This is a genomic window from Streptomyces sp. NPDC054794 (assembly GCF_053611585.1).
In genome coordinates, this window is record NZ_JBSHAQ010000061.1 from 32714 (window position 1) to 49562 (window position 16849).

At 72.0% G+C, this 16849-nt stretch carries 13 protein-coding genes and 3 pseudogenes; 11 read left to right on the plus strand and 5 right to left on the minus strand.

The features are described from left to right. Positions 1 to 113 precede the first annotated feature (113 nt). The 5 genes from kdpB (at position 114) to ACWGKT_RS40825 (ending at position 7466) form a co-directional block, all read left to right on the plus strand. On the plus strand, positions 114 to 2495 hold the full coding sequence (gene kdpB / locus ACWGKT_RS40805) for a potassium-transporting ATPase subunit KdpB (protein WP_453277663.1): 2382 nt from the start codon (positions 114 to 116) through the stop codon (positions 2493 to 2495). Between the two features lie 139 nt (positions 2496 to 2634). Then, positions 2635 to 3447: an SDR family NAD(P)-dependent oxidoreductase gene (locus tag ACWGKT_RS40810; protein ID WP_453277664.1), complete on the plus strand. Its 813-nt coding sequence runs from the start codon at positions 2635 to 2637 to the stop codon at positions 3445 to 3447. A 224-nt stretch (positions 3448 to 3671) separates the two neighbouring features. After that, positions 3672 to 4448 carry a GNAT family N-acetyltransferase gene (locus tag ACWGKT_RS40815; protein WP_453277665.1) on the plus strand — a complete coding sequence of 259 codons (777 nt, stop codon included), beginning with the start codon at positions 3672 to 3674 and terminating at the stop codon, positions 4446 to 4448. A gap of 328 nt (positions 4449 to 4776) precedes the next feature. After that, the gene (locus ACWGKT_RS40820) at positions 4777 to 6732 is read left to right on the plus strand and encodes an amino acid transporter (RefSeq protein ID WP_453277666.1); all 1956 of its coding nucleotides are present in this window, start codon (positions 4777 to 4779) and stop codon (positions 6730 to 6732) included. A gap of 215 nt (positions 6733 to 6947) precedes the next feature. Continuing rightward, positions 6948 to 7466, plus strand: coding sequence for a hypothetical protein (locus tag ACWGKT_RS40825; RefSeq protein WP_453277667.1), 519 nt, complete (start codon positions 6948 to 6950; stop codon positions 7464 to 7466). On the opposite strand, the gene ACWGKT_RS40830 is transcribed toward ACWGKT_RS40825, so the two are convergent. After that, a complete protein-coding gene (locus tag ACWGKT_RS40830; protein WP_453277668.1) occupies positions 7444 to 8043 on the minus strand; it encodes a DUF1707 SHOCT-like domain-containing protein in 600 nt (199 codons plus the stop codon). The genes ACWGKT_RS40825 and ACWGKT_RS40830 overlap by 23 nt on opposite strands. 125 nt (positions 8044 to 8168) lie before the next feature. Between ACWGKT_RS40830 and ACWGKT_RS40835 the strand changes: the two genes are divergently transcribed. Then, positions 8169 to 8564 carry a TOBE domain-containing protein gene (locus ACWGKT_RS40835; RefSeq protein ID WP_356154761.1) on the plus strand — a complete coding sequence of 132 codons (396 nt, stop codon included), beginning with the start codon at positions 8169 to 8171 and terminating at the stop codon, positions 8562 to 8564. Between the two features lie 81 nt (positions 8565 to 8645). Here ACWGKT_RS40835 and ACWGKT_RS40840 read toward each other — a convergent pair. Both ACWGKT_RS40840 and ACWGKT_RS40845 read right to left on the minus strand, forming a co-directional pair. Then, positions 8646 to 8822, minus strand: a pseudogene (locus ACWGKT_RS40840) (helix-turn-helix domain-containing protein); the annotation flags it as partial. Positions 8823 to 8827: 5 nt separating this feature from the next. Continuing rightward, positions 8828 to 9109 carry a hypothetical protein gene (locus ACWGKT_RS40845; RefSeq protein WP_453277669.1) on the minus strand — a complete coding sequence of 94 codons (282 nt, stop codon included), beginning with the start codon at positions 9107 to 9109 and terminating at the stop codon, positions 8828 to 8830. Between the two features lie 358 nt (positions 9110 to 9467). On the opposite strand from ACWGKT_RS40845, the pseudogene ACWGKT_RS40850 reads away from it, so the two are divergent. Continuing rightward, positions 9468 to 9713: pseudogene (locus ACWGKT_RS40850) on the plus strand (hypothetical protein); the annotation flags it as partial. 6 nt (positions 9714 to 9719) lie between these two features. On the opposite strand, the pseudogene ACWGKT_RS40855 reads toward ACWGKT_RS40850, so the two are convergent. Next, positions 9720 to 10220: pseudogene (locus ACWGKT_RS40855) on the minus strand (hypothetical protein); the annotation flags it as partial. Between the two features lie 149 nt (positions 10221 to 10369). On the opposite strand from ACWGKT_RS40855, the gene modA reads away from it, so the two are divergent. The 4 genes from modA (at position 10370) to ACWGKT_RS40875 (ending at position 13758) form a co-directional block, all read left to right on the plus strand. Next, positions 10370 to 11203 (plus strand): molybdate ABC transporter substrate-binding protein, encoded by an 834-nt coding sequence (gene modA, locus ACWGKT_RS40860; protein WP_453277670.1) that lies wholly within the window; start codon positions 10370 to 10372, stop codon positions 11201 to 11203. Then, positions 11200 to 12054: an ABC transporter permease gene (locus tag ACWGKT_RS40865; RefSeq protein ID WP_453277671.1), complete on the plus strand. Its 855-nt coding sequence runs from the start codon at positions 11200 to 11202 to the stop codon at positions 12052 to 12054. Before modA ends, ACWGKT_RS40865 begins: the two co-directional genes overlap by 4 nt. A 167-nt stretch (positions 12055 to 12221) precedes the next feature. Then, positions 12222 to 13310: an ABC transporter ATP-binding protein gene (locus ACWGKT_RS40870; protein WP_453277672.1), complete on the plus strand. Its 1089-nt coding sequence runs from the start codon at positions 12222 to 12224 to the stop codon at positions 13308 to 13310. 28 nt (positions 13311 to 13338) lie between these two features. Beyond that, a complete protein-coding gene (locus ACWGKT_RS40875) occupies positions 13339 to 13758 on the plus strand; it encodes a TOBE domain-containing protein (protein WP_235453312.1) in 420 nt (139 codons plus the stop codon). Positions 13759 to 13874: 116 nt separating this feature from the next. On the opposite strand, the gene gcvP is transcribed toward ACWGKT_RS40875, so the two are convergent. Continuing rightward, positions 13875 to 16760, minus strand: coding sequence for an aminomethyl-transferring glycine dehydrogenase (gcvP, locus tag ACWGKT_RS40880; RefSeq protein ID WP_453277673.1), 2886 nt, complete (start codon positions 16758 to 16760; stop codon positions 13875 to 13877). Positions 16761 to 16849: the final 89 nt, after the last annotated feature.

Here is a 16849-nt window from a genome sequence, read left to right on the forward strand (position 1 = left end):
GGGCGCCCCGCCACCCCACGCCGCCCCCCGGGGCGCCGGGGGGGGGGGGCGGGCCCCCCCCCCCCCCACGGCTCCTCGCGGCCCGCCATCCCTGTCACCCGACGAAGGTCTTCATGTTGCGCGCCGCTCCCGATCAGGCCCCGCCCTCGCATGCCCCCCGTCCGTCCCGTCCGGAGTCGAAAGGACGAGGAAAAGAAGGAAGAGCAGGAAGACGTCGGACCCCGAGCGGACTGTTCGAACCGGCCCAGCTCGTCCGCTCATTCCCCGAGGCGTTACGCAAACTGCATCCGCGAATCCTGGTGAGGAACCCGGTGCTCTGCGTGGTCTCGGTGGGCGCCGCCCTGACCACCGTGTCGGCGCTGCTGCACCCCGCCGTCTTCACCTGGGTCATCAGCGCCTGGCTGTGGCTGACCGTGGTCTTCGCCAACCTCGCCGAGGCCGTCGCCGAGGGCCGCGGCAAGGCGCAGGCCGAGTCCCTGCGCAAGGCCCGCACGGACACGGTGGCGCTACGACTGCTGAACTGGCGCTACGGCACCGACGTGCGCACCGCCCGCACGGAGGCGGTCGCCGCCACCGAGCTGAAGCCGCTGGACGTGGTGCTCGTGGAAGCGAGCGAGATGATCCCGGCGGACGGCGACGTCGTCGACGGGGTCGCGGCGGTGGACGAGTCCGCCGTCACCGGTGAGTCGGCACCCGTGATCCGCGAGTCGGGCGGCGACCGCAGCGGCGTCACGGGCGGTACGACGGTCCTGTCGGACCGGATCGTGGTCCGGGTCAGCGCACGCCCCGGGCACAGCTTCCTGGACCGGATGATCGCCCTGGTGGAGGGCGCCTCCCGGCAGAAGACCCCGAACGAGATCGCCCTCAACATCCTGCTGGCCTCGCTCACGATCATCTTCCTGCTCGTCGTGGTCACCCTGCAGCCGATGGCCGAGTACGCGAACGCCGCCCAGTCGACGACCGTGCTGGTCGCACTGCTCGTCACGCTCATTCCCACCACGATCGGGGCACTGCTGTCCGCGATCGGCATCGCGGGCATGGACCGGCTCGTGCAGCGCAATGTGCTCGCCATGTCGGGCCGGGCGGTCGAGGCGGCCGGCGACGTCAACACGCTGTTGCTGGACAAAACAGGCACCATCACCCTGGGCAATCGGGAGGCCGCCGCCTTCGTTCCGCTGCCCGGCGTCGACGAACGGCAGCTCGCCGACGCCGCCCAGTTGTCGTCGCTGGCCGACGAAACACCCGAGGGCCGCTCGGTGGTGGTCCTGGCGAAGAACCGGCACGGGCTGCGCGCACCCGCCGACGGCGAGCCGGCGAACGCCCGCTGGGTGGCGTTCAGCGCGCAGACCCGGATGAGCGGAGTCGATCTGCGCTGGGGCAACGGCGCGGTGTGCGCGATCCGCAAGGGCGCCGCCCAGCAGGTGATCGAGTGGGTGGAGATGTACGGCGGCCAAGTGCCGCCCGAGGCCCGGCTGCACGCCGATGCCGTGGCCGCCGGCGGCGGTACGCCCCTCCTGGTGGCGGTGCACGACTGGGACGGGCCGCGCGTCCTCGGCATGATCCACCTCAAGGACGTGGTCAAGGACGGCATCCGCGAACGCTTCGTCGAGCTGCGCCGCATGGGCATCCGCACTGTGATGATCACGGGTGACAACCCGCTGACCGCCAAGGCGATCGCCGAGGAGGCGGGCGTCGACGACTACCTGGCCGAGGCGACCCCCGAGGACAAACTCACCCTGATCAAGCGGGAACAGGAGGGCGGCAAGCTCGTCGCCATGACCGGTGACGGCACCAACGACGCCCCGGCGCTGGCTCAGGCGGACGTCGGCGTGGCGATGAACACGGGTACGACGGCCGCCAAGGAGGCCGGCAACATGGTCGACCTCGACTCCAACCCGACCAAGCTCATCGAGATCGTCGAGATCGGCAAACAACTGCTGATCACCCGGGGCGCGTTGACCACGTTCTCGATCACCAACGACGTCGCCAAGTACTTCGCCATCATCCCGGCGATGTTCGCGGGCGCGTATCCGGGCCTGGAGTCCCTCAACGTGATGGGGCTGCACAGCCCGACCTCCGCGATCACCTCGGCGATCATCTTCAACGCGCTGATCATCGTGGCGCTGATCCCGCTGGCACTGCGCGGAGTGCGCTACACGCCCTCGTCGGCGCACGACCTGCTGCGCCGCAACCTGCTGCTCTACGGGCTCGGCGGTCTGGTGCTGCCCTTCGTCGGCATCAAGCTGATCGACCTGTTGATCTCGCGGGTCCCGGCCTTGGCTGAACCTCGCCCGATCGGGTGGCTGCTCCGTCAAGGACCCGTATGCGCACGTCAGAAGCCCGTCAGAGAACGGCATTTCGGCTTGTCCGGGGTGTGCGGGAGGGCTTGCATGGAGTCTGTGAACAGCGCCTGGCTCCTCTTCGACCGGCCGCCGAGTCCCGCTCGGCCGCTGAGTCGTGTGCCGCGCTGCCCGGAAGCGCTCGCGTCCCGCTGACGCGCCTTCGCCTTCCGTGACCCGCGGGGCGCCGTGACCTTGGTCCGGCGCCCCGTCTCCTTTGCTCTCTCCTTTCACTCCGCACGTCCGCCGCCCCGACCAGGGGCCGTGGCGCGTGCCCGCAACCCCGGATGGGAACATGTCCGACTCCACCCCTTCATCGCGTACTGTCCTGGTCACCGGCGCCACCTCCGGCATCGGCTTCGAGACCGCCCGGCAGCTGGCCGAGCGCGGCGTCACCGTGCTCCTGCACGGCCGCACCGCCGAGGAGGCGCGCGCCGCCGCCGACAAGCTCGTCGCCACGGTCGGCGTCGACGCCGACCGCCTGTGCACGTACGCGGCCGACTTCTCCCGCCTGGACGAGGTCGAGACACTCGCGCACGAGGTGGTCGCCGAGCACCCGCACCTCGACGTGCTCGTCAACAACGCGGGCATCGCCGCGCCGGAGCGGCACACGGTGACCGCCGACGGCAACGAGATCGCCTTCCAGGTCAACTTCCTCGCGCACTACCTGCTCACCTGCCTGCTGGAGCCGGCGCTCGTCAGCGACCCGGGCGGCCGCGTGGTGAACGTGTCCTCCTCGCTGCACCGCACGGCGTCCATCTCCTGGGCCGACCCGAACCGCGCCCGCCGCTACTCCCGCCTCGCCGCGTACGCCCAGTCCCAGCTGGCCCTCACGGTGTTCACGGCCGACGCGCGCATCACCGCCGTCTCCGTACACCCGGGGGTGTGCGACACCGCATTGCTCCCGCTCTACGCCCACGACGGCGCCTCCGCCGCCGAGGGCGCCGCGCACGTGGTCCGGCTGTGCGACCCGGCCGTCGAGATCGTCAACGGCGCCTACTACGACCGCGACGAGCGCGTCACCCCGGCCCCGGCCGCGACCGAGGACCGCACGGTCAAGCGGCTGAACAAGCTTGCCGACCTGCTCGTCGGCCGCAGCGCCTCTTGAATCCCCGCTCACACCCACGGAGTTGACACACATGTCCAAGCGAGCCCGCAAGAAGAAGGCCCGCCGCAAGAAGAAGGCCAACCACGGCTCCAAGGCCGGCCAGCGCTGACACCAGCGGCCGGCGCCGACACCACCGCTCGGCGGGGTCGCCGGCCACCGGGGCGGGCGACGCGTGTGCTCCCGCTCGCCCGCCCCGGCCATGTCTCCCACTTCACGAGGCGTCGATGATCGAACTCTCCCCCCGTCAACTGCCCGCCCTCACCCGCTGGTTCCCAGCGGGCACCGCCGGACCGGCCGCCATCGGCGAGCACGTACTGACCACCGGCGTCGGCCGCTGGTGGGCCGACCGGGCCGACCGGCCGCGCGTGGTCGCCGTGTCGTGTGCAGGGCACGTCGTCCTGCGCGGCATCCCGGACACGCTCGGCCCGGAGGTCCTCGCCCCGCTCGCGGGCAGCCGCGTCGACGCGCCCGCGAGGTTCCTGCCGGCGCTCGGCGCCGCCTTCGACCGGCTCACCCCCTGGGAGCGCATGGTCTGGACGCTCCAGGTGACTCCGCAGCCCGCGCATGTCCCGATCGGGGTGACCGTACGGCGGCTGGAACCGGCGGACGCCGACGCGGTGCATGCCCTCGGCCCGGACGCCTCCTGGCTCTCGGCCAGCTGGGGCGGCCCGTACGGCCTCGCCGCGTCCGGGCACACCTGGGTGGCGGTCGGCGGGTCCGGCCGGATCCTGGCGGTGGCCTGTACCTACTTCCGGGGCTCCCGGTTCGAGGACCTGGCCGTCTACACGGTCCCCGACCGCCGACGCCACCACCTCGCCCTGGCCTGTGTCACGTCCCTGTGCGCCGACATCACCGCGCGCGGGCACGTCCCCAGCTGGAACTGCTCGGTCCACAACCGCTCCAGCCGACTGCTCGCCTGGACCGCGGGCTTCCGGCTGGTCCGCGAGTACCTGCACTACGCGGTCGGCAGCCCGGTGGCCTGCGCCCGGCTCGGCATATGAGCCGCGCCCGCCGCGACACGGACAGCCCCCGGGCTCCGCGGCGACAACGGCGGCAGGAGCGACAGGGGCGTAAGGTCGATGCGGGGATGACGCTCGGTGTCCGACCGCCGCGGATCGGCGGCCCTCCCCCATACAGTCCAGTGCGCGGCCTCGGCGTCCACGCCTCCGCTTCTTGATGCGACAGCTGCTCCCACCGGGCCATTCTTAACGCAAGCTTGACGCCCATGGCCATGTGATCCGTGGGCCCGGACATCACTCTCTGCATACGCTGGTGCGGCCGTCCGCGTGATGGCCGGAAAATACACTGAGCCGCACAAGGAGCAGGCCGATGGCCACGACCGAACACCCGCCTCCCAGTCGCCTTCGGGCGTGGATGCTGGAAGGCCTGTCCGACATGGGCAAGGGTGCCGGCCAGCACGGAGAGCAGGCCGAGGCGGCGCCGACGCACAAGGGCCAGCGCTGGTGGCGGGTGATGTGCCTGACCGGCGTGGACTACTTCTCCACCCTCGGCTACCAGCCGGGCATCGCCGCCCTGGCGGCCGGTCTGCTGTCGCCGATCGCCACCATCGTGCTCGTCATAGTCACCCTGGCCGGCGCCCTGCCGGTCTACCGCCGGGTGGCCGAGGAGAGCCCGCACGGCGAGGGCTCCATTGCCATGCTGGAGCGGCTGCTCTCCTTCTGGCAGGGCAAGCTGTTCGTGCTGACCCTGCTCGGCTTCGCGGCCACCGACTTCCTGATCACCATCACCCTGTCGGCCGCCGACGCCTCCACCCACCTGGTGGAGAACCCGCACCTGACCGGCGCCCTGCACGACAAGCAGCTGCTGATCACCCTGCTGCTGGTGGCACTGCTCGGCGCGGTGTTCCTCAAGGGCTTCCTGGAGGCGATCGGCGTCGCCGTCGCCCTGGTCGGCATCTACCTCGCCCTGAACGTCGTCGTCGTCATCGTGGGCATGTGGCACGTCGCCACCGCGGGCCATGTGATCACCGACTGGACCAGCGCCCTGACGGCGGAGCACGGCAACGTGTTCGTCATGATCGGCGTGGCCCTGATCGTCTTCCCGAAACTCGCGCTGGGCCTGTCCGGCTTCGAGACCGGCGTCGCCGTCATGCCGCACGTCGAGGGCGACCCGAGCGACACCGAGGAGAGGCCGGTCGGCCGGATCCGGGACACCAAGAAGCTGCTGACCACCGCCGCCGTGATCATGAGCTGCTTCCTGATCGCCACCAGCTTCATCACCACGCTGCTCATCCCCGAGAACGAGTTCAAGTCCGGCGGCCAGGCCAACGGCCGTGCCCTGGCCTATCTGGCGCACGAGTACCTCGGCAACGCCTTCGGCACGGTCTACGACGTCTCGACCATCGCGATCCTCTGGTTCGCCGGCGCCTCCGCCATGGCGGGCCTGCTCAACCTGATGCCGCGCTACCTGCCCCGCTACGGCATGGCCCCGCACTGGGCGCGCGCGGTGCGTCCCATGGTCATCGTCTTCACCCTGGTCGCCTTCCTGGTCACCTGGATCTTCGACGCCGACGTCGACGCGCAGGGCGGCGCCTACGCCACCGGTGTGCTGGTGCTCATCAGCTCCGCGGCCATCGCCGTGACCATCGCGGCGCACAAGGCCGGCCAGCGGAACTGGTGCATCGGGTTCGCGATCATCTCGGCGGTCTTCCTCTACACGACCGTGGTCAACGTGATCGAGCGCCCGGACGGTGTGAAGATCGGTGCCTGCTTCATCGCCGGCATCATCCTGGTCTCGCTGCTGTCCCGGCTGGCCCGTGCCTTCGAGCTCCGTGTCACCCACGTCGAGCTGGACGACATGGCGGAACGATTCGTCCGCGACATGGCCAGCCGCAAGATCCGCCTGATCGCCAACGAGCCCGACCGACGCGACAAAGCCGAGTACCGCGACAAGATCGAGCAGATCCGGGCCGACAACGAGATGCCCGAGCAGGAGGACTTCGTCTTCGTCGAGGTCACGGTGACCGACCCCTCGGAGTTCGAGGCGGGCCTGACCGTACGCGGCGAGGTCCTGCACAACCGCTACCGCGTCCTGACCGTGGAGTCCGCCTCCATCCCCAACGCCCTGGCGGCACTCCTCCTGCACGTCCGGGACATGACGGGCTGCACCCCGCACATCTACTTCGAGTGGACCGAGGGCAATCCCTTCGCCAACTTCCTGCGCTTCTTCCTCTTCGGCCAGGGCGAGGTCGCCCCGGTCACCCGCGAGGTGCTCCGCGAGGCGGAGCCGGACCGGGCCCGCCGCCCGCGCGTCCACACCGGCTGACGCGGGGCCCCGACGGGGCACGGCTCACCGGACGTACCGCACAGCCGTTCCAGCCGCGGGGCTGGGCGCCGACCTCTGGCGCCCAGCCCCGCGGCGCGTCCGGCATCAGCCGTCAACCGTCCGCCGTCAGGAACGCGTCAAGATCCAGCGGCGCGGCGTCAGGAGGCCGTCAGTGGCCGGGGGCGCCGCGCCCGTCCGGGCCTAGCGTCGGCAGCGTGCGACGGAATGGACCGCTGAGCCTCACCGGCGACCGACACTGGCGCGGCAGCGCCCGGCTCGCCGTCAGCTGTGCCGTCGTCTTCGCCGCTCTGTCCCTGCTGATCGACTGGGACGCGGGCACCCTGACACCGTCGCGCACCGCGCTGTGGCTGGCCCTGTCCACCGCGGCCTTCGTCGTCCTGCTGCCCCCTCGCGTCACCGCCGGCCCGGGCTGGCTGGCGGTACGCGGCATCCTGCGGCGGCACACCGTCCGTACCGACGAGCTGGTGACCGTACGGCAACTCGGCGACGTCTCCTCACACCTCGTCCTGCGCGACGCCCGAGGTCGCCGTCTGGAGCTCGACCCGCGTGTCCTCGCCGCCAACCCCCTGCTCTGGCACGAGCTCGACACGGGCGTGCGCCACTCGCTGGAGCGGGGCACGCTGCGGCAGGGCGCGGACCTGCTGGAGCGGCTGGGCCGCGAGATCGACGACACGACCGCGCGGGCGGTGCTCAGGGAGTCGGGGCTTTCCTGAGGCCCAGCCCGCGGCGCCGCGGCCCGGTCACGACCCGGCCGTAGCTCATCCGCCCGTGTATCTCCACGCGCAGCACCACGGGTGTCCCGGAGTCCCCGGCCGGACGCGACTTGATCTTGGCGTAGCCGAGCACCAGCGCGTCGGTGTCCACGACGACGCCCGGCGGGGTCACCAGCCGCAGCGTGCCGCCGCGCATGTCCAGGTCGATCCGCAGGGCGTCATGCGTGATCACGGCCCCGGTGAGGTCGAGCGTGACATCGCCCCAGGCCGACTCGATCTCCAGCCGCCGGGGCACGACCCAACCGTCCCCGCGCGAGGTCGAGCCGCCCTGCTGTTCGATGCGGACGACGTCCTTGGCCGAAGGCGCCCCGGCCGCGGCGGGCAGGTCCGCGGTCAGCGCGGCCAGTTCGCCCAGCGTGCGGGCCGTCAGCGCGGCCTCCACCCTCTCGTCCAGCTCCTCGGCGGTCAGCCGGCCGTCACCCGCGGCGACGGTCAGCGCGTCCACCACGCGGTCCCGGTCCGCGTGCGAGGCCCGCACCCCGGGCGACGCATCCACACCCACGAGCTCAGCCGACATACCCTCACCCCGATCAGACCGAACGAACGACTCGACCCACTCTCGCGAACTAACGCTATATCGCGTTATACCCAACGGCCAACCCCACGTCCACGTTCCCGGCCCGTGCCCCTATCGTGACCCGCATGCAGTCCTACACGATCGGCCAGGCGGCACGGCTGCTCGGCGTGAGCCCGGACACGGCTCGCCGCTGGGCGGACGCGGGCCGGGTGACGACCCACCGCGACGAGGCCGGGCGCCGCGTCATCGACGGCAAGGACCTGGCCGCCTTCTCCGTCGAGCTCGCCAGGACGGGAGCGACCGAGGAGGAGACGTCGTACACCTCGGTGCGCAACGCCTTCCCCGGCATCGTCACCGCGATCAAACTCGGCGACGTCGCCGCCCAGGTCGAGATCCAGGCCGGCCCCCACCGGCTGGTCTCCCTGCTGACCCGGGAGGCCGTCGAGGAACTGGGCCTGGAGGTCGGCATGGAGGCCACGGCCCGGGTGAAGTCGACGAACGTGCACATCGACCGCGTCTGACGGCCACGGCCGAGCTGGCACTACGAGGCGATCCGTGAGGCGCGACAGGTCGCGGCCGGTGAAGTGCTCCATCCGCTGGACCCGGTAGTGCACGGTGTTGACGTGCAGATGCAGGGCCTCCGCCGTGCGCGCCCAGGATCCGTCGCAGGCCAGGAAGGCCTCCAGGGTGTGCGGCAGGACGGCGCACGCGGCACGGTCGGTGTCCAGCAGCGGGCCGAGGACCGTACGGCTGTAGGCGACGCGGACATCGGCCGGCACACCGGTCAGCAGGGTGTCGAGGCTCGCGAGGGTGGCCGCGTCGGTGAGGGCGAGGGGTCCGGTGCGGTGGTGCGGGCCGAGGTGAGCCCGTAGCGCGCCTGCGCCGGCGCCCCGTGCAGTTCCCCGGGCCCGGCCGCGGGCGCGGCCGTTCCGCCGTGCAGGGTTACGGCGGGCTCGCAGGCGTCGACGAGCCGCCACGCCTCGTCGAGGGCGCCGTCGGAGAGAACGCCCTGCAGCACCGCGCACGCGTCCCCGTCCGGCAGCCGCCCCACCGCCGCGGCCCCCACGACCCCGTGGCCAGGTGTCCGGCCACCTCCGCGAGCGCCCCCTCCGCCACCCCGGCCCATCGCTCGCCGGTGCCGGCGACGACCAGCTGATACCGCCCCTCGTCGGGCAGCCCGCAGCGGCGCAGCGCGGCCGCCACGGCGTCGGCCGGCGCGGCGGGCCCGGCCAGCAGCCCGGCCAGTTCGTCCGCCGCCCGGCGTTCCGTGGCCCGTCGCCGCGCTCGGGGTCGGGCAGGTAGAGGACGCGGCGCTCGTACGGCGAGGCGGCGCCCGCGTCGACCGAGACGGTCACCCGGAGCCGTTCGCCACCAGCGCGGCGGCCTCGCGTGCCGGTATCGCGGCCGCCCCCGCCGTGGCCGCGACCGTGCGCCCCGACGGCGTGAAGAGGTACGCGGCGGTCCGGTCGAGGTGCGCGAAGTACGCCGATGTGCCGCGCACCGAGGTGCACTTCACGGAGACGGCCGAAGCGATCGGGCCCCTGGGCGCCAAGTCGATGAGCGAGAGCCCGTTCAACCTGGTCGCCCCCGCCCTGGCCAACGCGCTGCGGGACGCGACGGGCGCGCGCTGCACGGAGCTGCCGCTGACGCGCGACCGGGTGTGGCGGGCGCCGGCCCCAGCAGTGGTACCCGCCGTCCACCCGGATCGCGGTGATCCCGCTGATGTGCCGGGCCCCGCACCGGTCCTGCGGCAGCACCAGCTGAGGCCCGGCCGCGTCGAGCGCGGTGTCGTCGATGCTGACGGCGAGCAGAACGGGGGCGTGGGGCGAAATCGGGGTCGATCTCGGCCCAGGACAACAGGGCGTGCTGGCCGTCCGTACCACTGACGGCGATGAGGAAGCGCAGCCGGTCCTTGCGCCGCGCCGGGTCGAAGCCGGGTCCCGCGTCGGTCAGGACGTCGTACAGGCGCGGACCGGCGAACCCGTGGTGCTGCGTCCCGCTCGTCGCGCACTCGAAGCTCACCCGCACCCGGTGCTGCGGCCAGCACAGCAGGTCCGGCACGGTCAGCCGGGCCGGCGGGCCAGGTCTCCGGTCAGGGCGACTTCCGCGGACGTCACGTGCGACCACCTCCCGCTTGACCGTACCCGGCCGGGCCCACCGTACAAACGCACATGCATACCACACTCCACAGTGTGTACGGCTCATGCGATGCGACAGCAGACCTAAGGCTTGCATCTGCGGCATTATGATCGCCACGCGGTCGGCGTCAGGCGGCCGTGGAAGGGCGCGACAGCTTTTCCCTTTGAGTCAGAGGAGTACAACCGTGATGACCCGTTCCGCGCGCCGCACCCGGCGGATGCTGCAGGTGGCCGGTGCAGGTGTCGCAGCCCTGTTGGCACTGAGCGCCTGCTCCTCCTCCGACGACTCCGCCGACGCGTCCCCCAAGTCGGACAAGTCGGCCTCGTCGCCCGCGTCACCGAAGCTGTCCGGCACGGTGACCGTGTTCGCCGCCGCGTCGCTCAAGGAGAGCTTCACGACCCTGGGCAAGGAGTTCGAGAAGCAGCACCCGGGCACCAAGGTCAGCTTCAACTTCGGTGGCAGCGACACCCTCGCCGCGAGCATCACGGGCGGCGCTCCCGCCGACGTCTTCGCCGCCGCCAGCCCCAAGACCATGGCGATCGTGACGGACAAGCAGGACGCGGTCGGCACGCCGGTCACCTTCGTCCGCAACCAGCTGGAGATCGCCACCCTGCCGGGCAACCCCCACAAGGTCGCCTCCCTGAAGGACCTCACCAAGTCCGGGCTCAAGGTCGTCCTGTGCGACAAGACGGTGCCCTGCGGCGCCGCCGCCCAGAAGGCCCTGGAGGCCAGCGAGCTGAAGCTGACCCCGGCCTCCTACGAGGAGGACGTCAAGTCCGCCCTGAACAAAGTGGTGCTGAAGGAGGCCGACGCCGCGGTGGTCTACAAGACCGATGTGAAGGCCGCGGGTGACAAGGTGGAGGGCGTGGAGTTCCCCGAGTCGGCCAAGGCCATCAACGACTACCCGATCACCGTGCTCAAGGACGCCCCCAACGCCGAGGCGGCCAAGGCGTTCATCGCGTTGGTCGAGTCCGCCGAGGGCCGGCAGGTCCTGACCCAGGCCGGGTTCCTCAAGCCGTGAGCAAGGTGGACCAGTCCGGTGCCGCGACCGACGCCCTGGTGGGCGGGCCGCGGCGCCGGCGCGTCCGGGCGCGGCGTGGAGTGCCGCTGCCGTTGCTGGTACCCGGCGTGCTGGCCCTGGCGTTCCTGGTGCTGCCCCTGGTCGCCCTGCTCGTCCGGGCCCCCTGGCACGGCCTGCCCGAGCAGCTGACCAGCGCCGAGGTGTGGCAGGCGCTCCAGCTGTCCCTGCTCAGCGCCACCGCGGCGACCGCGGTGTGCCTGGTCCTGGGCGTGCCGCTGGCCTGGCTGCTGGCCCGCACGCAGTTCCCGGGACGCGGTTTCGTACGGGCCCTGGTGACCCTGCCGCTGGTGCTGCCCCCGGTGGTGGGCGGTGTCGCCCTGCTTCTCGCCCTCGGCCGCAACGGCGTCATCGGCAAGTGGCTGGACGCGTGGTTCGGGATCACGCTGCCGTTCACCACGATGGGAGTCGTCGTCGCCGAGGCCTTCGTCGCGATGCCGTTCCTCGTCATCAGCGTCGAGGGCACCCTGCGCGCCGCCGACCCGCGCTTCGAGGAGGCTGCCACCACCCTCGGCGCCTCGCGCTTCACCGCCTTCCGGCGGGTCACCCTGCCCCTGATCGCCCCCGGCATCGCGGCGGGCGCGGTCCTCGCCTGGGCCCGCGCGCTCGGCGAGTTCGGTGCGACCATCACCTTCGCCGGCAACTTCCCCGGCCGCACCCAGACGATGCCCCTCGCCGTCTACCTCGCCCTCCAGAACGACCCGGAGGCGGCGATCGCCCTGAGCCTGGTGCTGCTGGCGGTGTCCGTCGCGGTCCTGGCGGGTCTGCGGGACCGCTGGCTGACGACATCGTGACGGACCGCCGCGCCGTCATGGCGCGGGGTCGTGGCCGGTCGCCGTACGATCCTGAGCACCGGCCGCCGCCACAAGCCCCCCCGTTCCGGTCCGGCATCGCCCGAGCCCCCGCCCGTTCCGTCCCCTTCCCCGCACCGCACCGAGCTCGACCCCCGGATGTGCGCTCCATGACCGACACAGACGACACCACCGACCGTCTCGCCAAGGGTGTGAACGGTGCCGGGCTCGATGCCCGGCTGGGCGTGGAGCGCGGCTCCTTCCGGCTCGACGTCCCGCTCACCGCTGCCCCCGGTGACGTCGTCGCGCTGCTCGGACCCAACGGCGCCGGCAAGACCACGGCGCTGCGCGCGCTGGCCGGTCTCGTCCCGCTGGCGGACGGCCATCTGCGGCTGGACGGTGCCGCGTTGGAGCGCACGCCGCCGGAGTCCCGCCCGGTCGGCGTCGTCTTCCAGGACTATCTACTCTTCCCGCACCTGTCCGCGCTGGACAACGTGGCCTTCGGTCCGCGCTGCCAGGGCGCGACCAAGGCTCAGGCCCGCGCCGAGGCTGCCGCCTGGCTGGACCGCATGGGCCTCACCGAGCAGGCCGGCGCCAAGCCCCGCCGCCTCTCCGGCGGCCAGGCGCAGCGCGTCGCACTGGCCCGCGCCCTGGCCACGCACCCCCGGCTGCTGCTGCTCGACGAGCCCCTCGCCGCCCTCGACGCCCGCACCCGCCTGGAGGTACGCGCCCAACTCCGCCGCCACCTGGCCGAGTTCGAGGCGGTCGCCGTCCTGGTGACGCACGACCCACTGGACGCGATGGTGCTCGCCGACCGACTGGTGGTGATAGAGGACGGCCAGGTGGTCCAGGAGGGCTCCCCCGCCGACATCGCCCGCCATCCGCGGACCGACTACATCGCCCGGCTGGTCGGGCTGAACCTCTACCGGGGGCAGGCAGCGGGCCACGCCGTCCGGCTCGACGCGGGTCCCTCGATCACCACGACCGAGGACCTGTCCGGCCCGGTCTTCGTGGCGTTCCCGCCCAGCGCGGTCACCCTCTACCGGGACCGTCCCACCGGCTCCAGCGCCCGCAACCTGTGGCACTGTCGGATCGCCGGTCTGGAGATCCACGGCGACCAGATCCGCGCCGACCTCACCGGCGAACTCCCGCTGGCCGCCGACGTCACCACGGTCGCCGCCGCCGACCTGGATCTGCAGGCGGGCGCAGCTGTCTGGGCGACGGTCAAGGCGACGCAGACACACGCATACCCGGCCTGAACCAGCACGCGCTCTACCGTGGGTGCCCATGACACTGAGCATCCGCAACCAGCTGCCCGGCACCGTCACCGAGGTACGCACCGGCGAGGTCATGGCCACGGTCAAGATCCGCCTGGACGGCGGCCAGGACCTCATGGCGGCCATCACCCTGGAGGCCGTCGAACAGCTGGGCCTCGCCCCGGGCACCCCGGTGCGCGCCCTGGTGAAGTCGACGGAGATCTCCCTCGCCACGAGCGCGGTCGAGGGCCTGTCCATCCGCAACCGGCTCCCCGGCGCGATCGTCCATCTCGCCCTCGGCGGCGCCATGGCCTCGGTGAAGGTCTCCGTGGACGGCGGCGAACTCACGGCCGTGATCACCAAGGACGCGGCCGAGGACCTCGGTCTGTTCGTGGGCTCCGACGTGATCGCCCTGATCAAGTCGACCGAGGTGGCGCTGGCCTCGGCCTGAGAGCGCGAGAGCCCGAAAGCCTACGGGTCCGGGCCTACGGGTCTGCGGCCCGAGAGACGGCGGAGCCCCGCCCGGACCACGGGCGGGGCTCTCACCGGGGCTCACCCGGGACGGACTCAGTCCTCGTACGCGTCCAGCGGCGGGCAGGAGCAGACCAGGTTCCGGTCGCCGTAGGCCTGGTCGACGCGGCGCACCGGCGGCCAGTACTTGTCGGCGGCCGAGACACCGGCCGGGAACACGGCATCCTCACGCGTGTACGCGTGCGCCCACTCCCCGCCGAGCGCGGCGGCGGTGTGAGGGGCGTTGTAAAGCGGGTTGTCCTCGGCCGGCCACTCGCCCGAGCCGACCTTCTCGATCTCCGCGCGGATCGCGATCATCGCGTCGCAGAACCGGTCCAGCTCGCTCAGGTCCTCGGACTCGGTCGGCTCGATCATCAGCGTGCCGGCCACCGGGAACGACATCGTCGGCGCGTGGAAGCCGTAGTCGATCAGCCGCTTGGCGACGTCGTCGACGCTGACGCCGGTCGCCTTGGTCAGCGGGCGCAGGTCGATGATGCACTCGTGCGCGACCAGGTTGCCGGGGCCGGTGTAGAGCACCGGGTAGTGCGGCTCCAGGCGCTTGGCGATGTAGTTGGCGGACAGCACGGCCACCTGCGTGGCCCGCTTGAGTCCCTCGCCGCCCATGAGCCGGACGTACGCCCACGAGATCGGCAGGATGCCCGCCGAGCCCCACGGCGCCGCCGAGATCGGGCCGACACCCGTCTCCGGGCCGGCCTCGGGCTGCAGGGGGTGGTTCGGCAGGTACGGGGCCAGGTGCGACCGTACGGCCACCGGGCCGACGCCCGGACCGCCGCCGCCGTGCGGGATGCAGAAGGTCTTGTGCAGGTTCAGGTGCGAGACGTCGCCGCCGAAGTGGCCGGGCTTGGCGAGGCCGACCAGGGCGTTCAGGTTGGCGCCGTCGACGTACACCTGGCCGCCGGCCTCGTGGACCTGGGCGCAGATGTCGGCGACGTGCTCCTCGAACACACCGTGCGTGGACGGGTACGTGATCATGAGCACGGCGAGCTCGTCGCGGTGCTGCTCGATCTTGGCGCGCAGGTCCTCGACGTCGATCTCGCCGTCCTCGGCGGTCTTCACGACGACGACCTTCATGCCGGCCATCACGGCGCTGGCCGCGTTGGTGCCGTGCGCGGAGGACGGGATGAGGCAGATCGTGCGCTGCGCGTCGCCGTTGGCACGGTGGTAGCCGCGGACGGCCAGCAGACCGGCCAGCTCGCCCTGGGAGCCGGCGTTGGGCTGCAGGGACACCTTGTCGTAGCCGGTGACCTCGGCGAGCCGATCCTCCAGCTCGTGGATCAGCGTGAGGTAGCCCGCGGCCTGCTCGGCGGGCGCGAACGGGTGCAGCTGGCCGAACTCGGGCCAGGTGACCGGCTCCATCTCGGTGGTCGCGTTGAGCTTCATGGTGCAGGAGCCCAGCGGGATCATGCCGCGGTCGAGCGCGTAGTCGCGGTCGGACAGCTTGCGCAGGTAGCGCAGCATCGCGGTCTCGGAGCGGTGCTCCTGGAAGACCGGGTGGGTGAGGTAGTCGTCGGTGCGCCGCAGCGCGTCCGGCAGGGTGTCCTCGGCGGCCGCGTCCAGCGCCTCGACGTCGGCCTCGACGCCGAACGCCGACCACACGGCGGCCAGCTGGGCCCGGTCGGTGGTCTCGTCGCAGGCGAGGGACAGGTGGTCGGCGTCGACCCGGTGGAGGTTGACGCCGTTCTCCCGGGCGGCGGCGAGGATCTCGTCGGCGCGGCCGGCGACCTTGACGGTCAGCGTGTCGAAGTAGGCGCCGTGGACGACCTCGACCCCGCCGGCCCTGAGGCCCGCGGCGAGGATCGTGGCGTAACGGTGGGTACGGCGCGCGATGGCCTTGAGGCCCTCCGGCCCGTGGTAGACGGCGTACATGCCCGCCATCACCGCCAGCAGCACCTGCGCGGTGCAGATGTTGCTGGTCGCCTTCTCGCGGCGGATGTGCTGCTCGCGGGTCTGCAGGGCGAGCCGGTAGGCCTTGTTCCCGTCGGCGTCGACGGAGACGCCGACGAGGCGGCCAGGCAGGCTGCGCGCGAACTTCTCGTGCACCGCCATGTAGCCGGCGTGCGGACCGCCGAAGCCCATCGGGACACCGAAGCGCTGGGTCGTGCCGACGGCGATGTCCGCACCGAGCTCACCCGGGGAGGTGAGCAGGGTCAGGGCGAGCAGGTCGGCGGCGACCGTGACGAGCGCGCCGCGCTCGTGCGCCTGATCGATGACCGGCTTGATGTCGCGTACGACACCGGAGGCGCCCGGGTACTGGACGAGCACGCCGTTGATCTCGCGGTCGGCGAGCTCGGCGGGGATGCCCTCGCTCAGGTCGGCGACCACGACCTCGACGCCGGTCGGCTCGGCACGCGTCTCGATGACGGCGACGGTCTGCGGCAGCGCGTCCGCGTCGACCAGGAACAGGCCCTTCTTGTTCCTGCCCATGCGCCGGGACAGCGACATCGCCTCGGCGGCGGCGGTGCCCTCGTCCAGCAGGGAGGCGCCCGAGGTCGGCAGGCCGGTGAGCTCGGCGACCATGGTCTGGAAGTTCAGCAGGGCTTCGAGCCGCCCCTGGGAGATCTCCGGCTGGTACGGCGTGTAGGCCGTGTACCAGGCCGGGTTCTCCATGACGTTGCGCAGGATGACGGGCGGCGTGAACGTCCCGTAGTACCCGAGCCCGATCATCGAGCCGAGGACCTGGTTGCGGTCGGCGAGGGAGCGCAGCTCGGCGAGCACCTCGGCCTCGGTCCGGGCACCCGGCAGGTCGAGCGCGTCGGCGTTCTTGATCACATCCGGCACCGCGGCGGCGGTGAGCTCGTCGAGGGAGCCGTAGCCGACGTGCGCGAGCATCTTGGCCCGCGCCTCCTGGTCGGGCCCGATGTGGCGCTGCTCGAAGGGGATGCCCTGTTCGAGCTCGGTGAGCGGAATGCGATGGGCGGTCATTGCGGAGGCCTCCTGGTCTGACACGACCTTCGAGGGGCACCCCGGCACGGGTACCCCGACGGCCTCCCCCTCTGTCATCTCAACCTGAG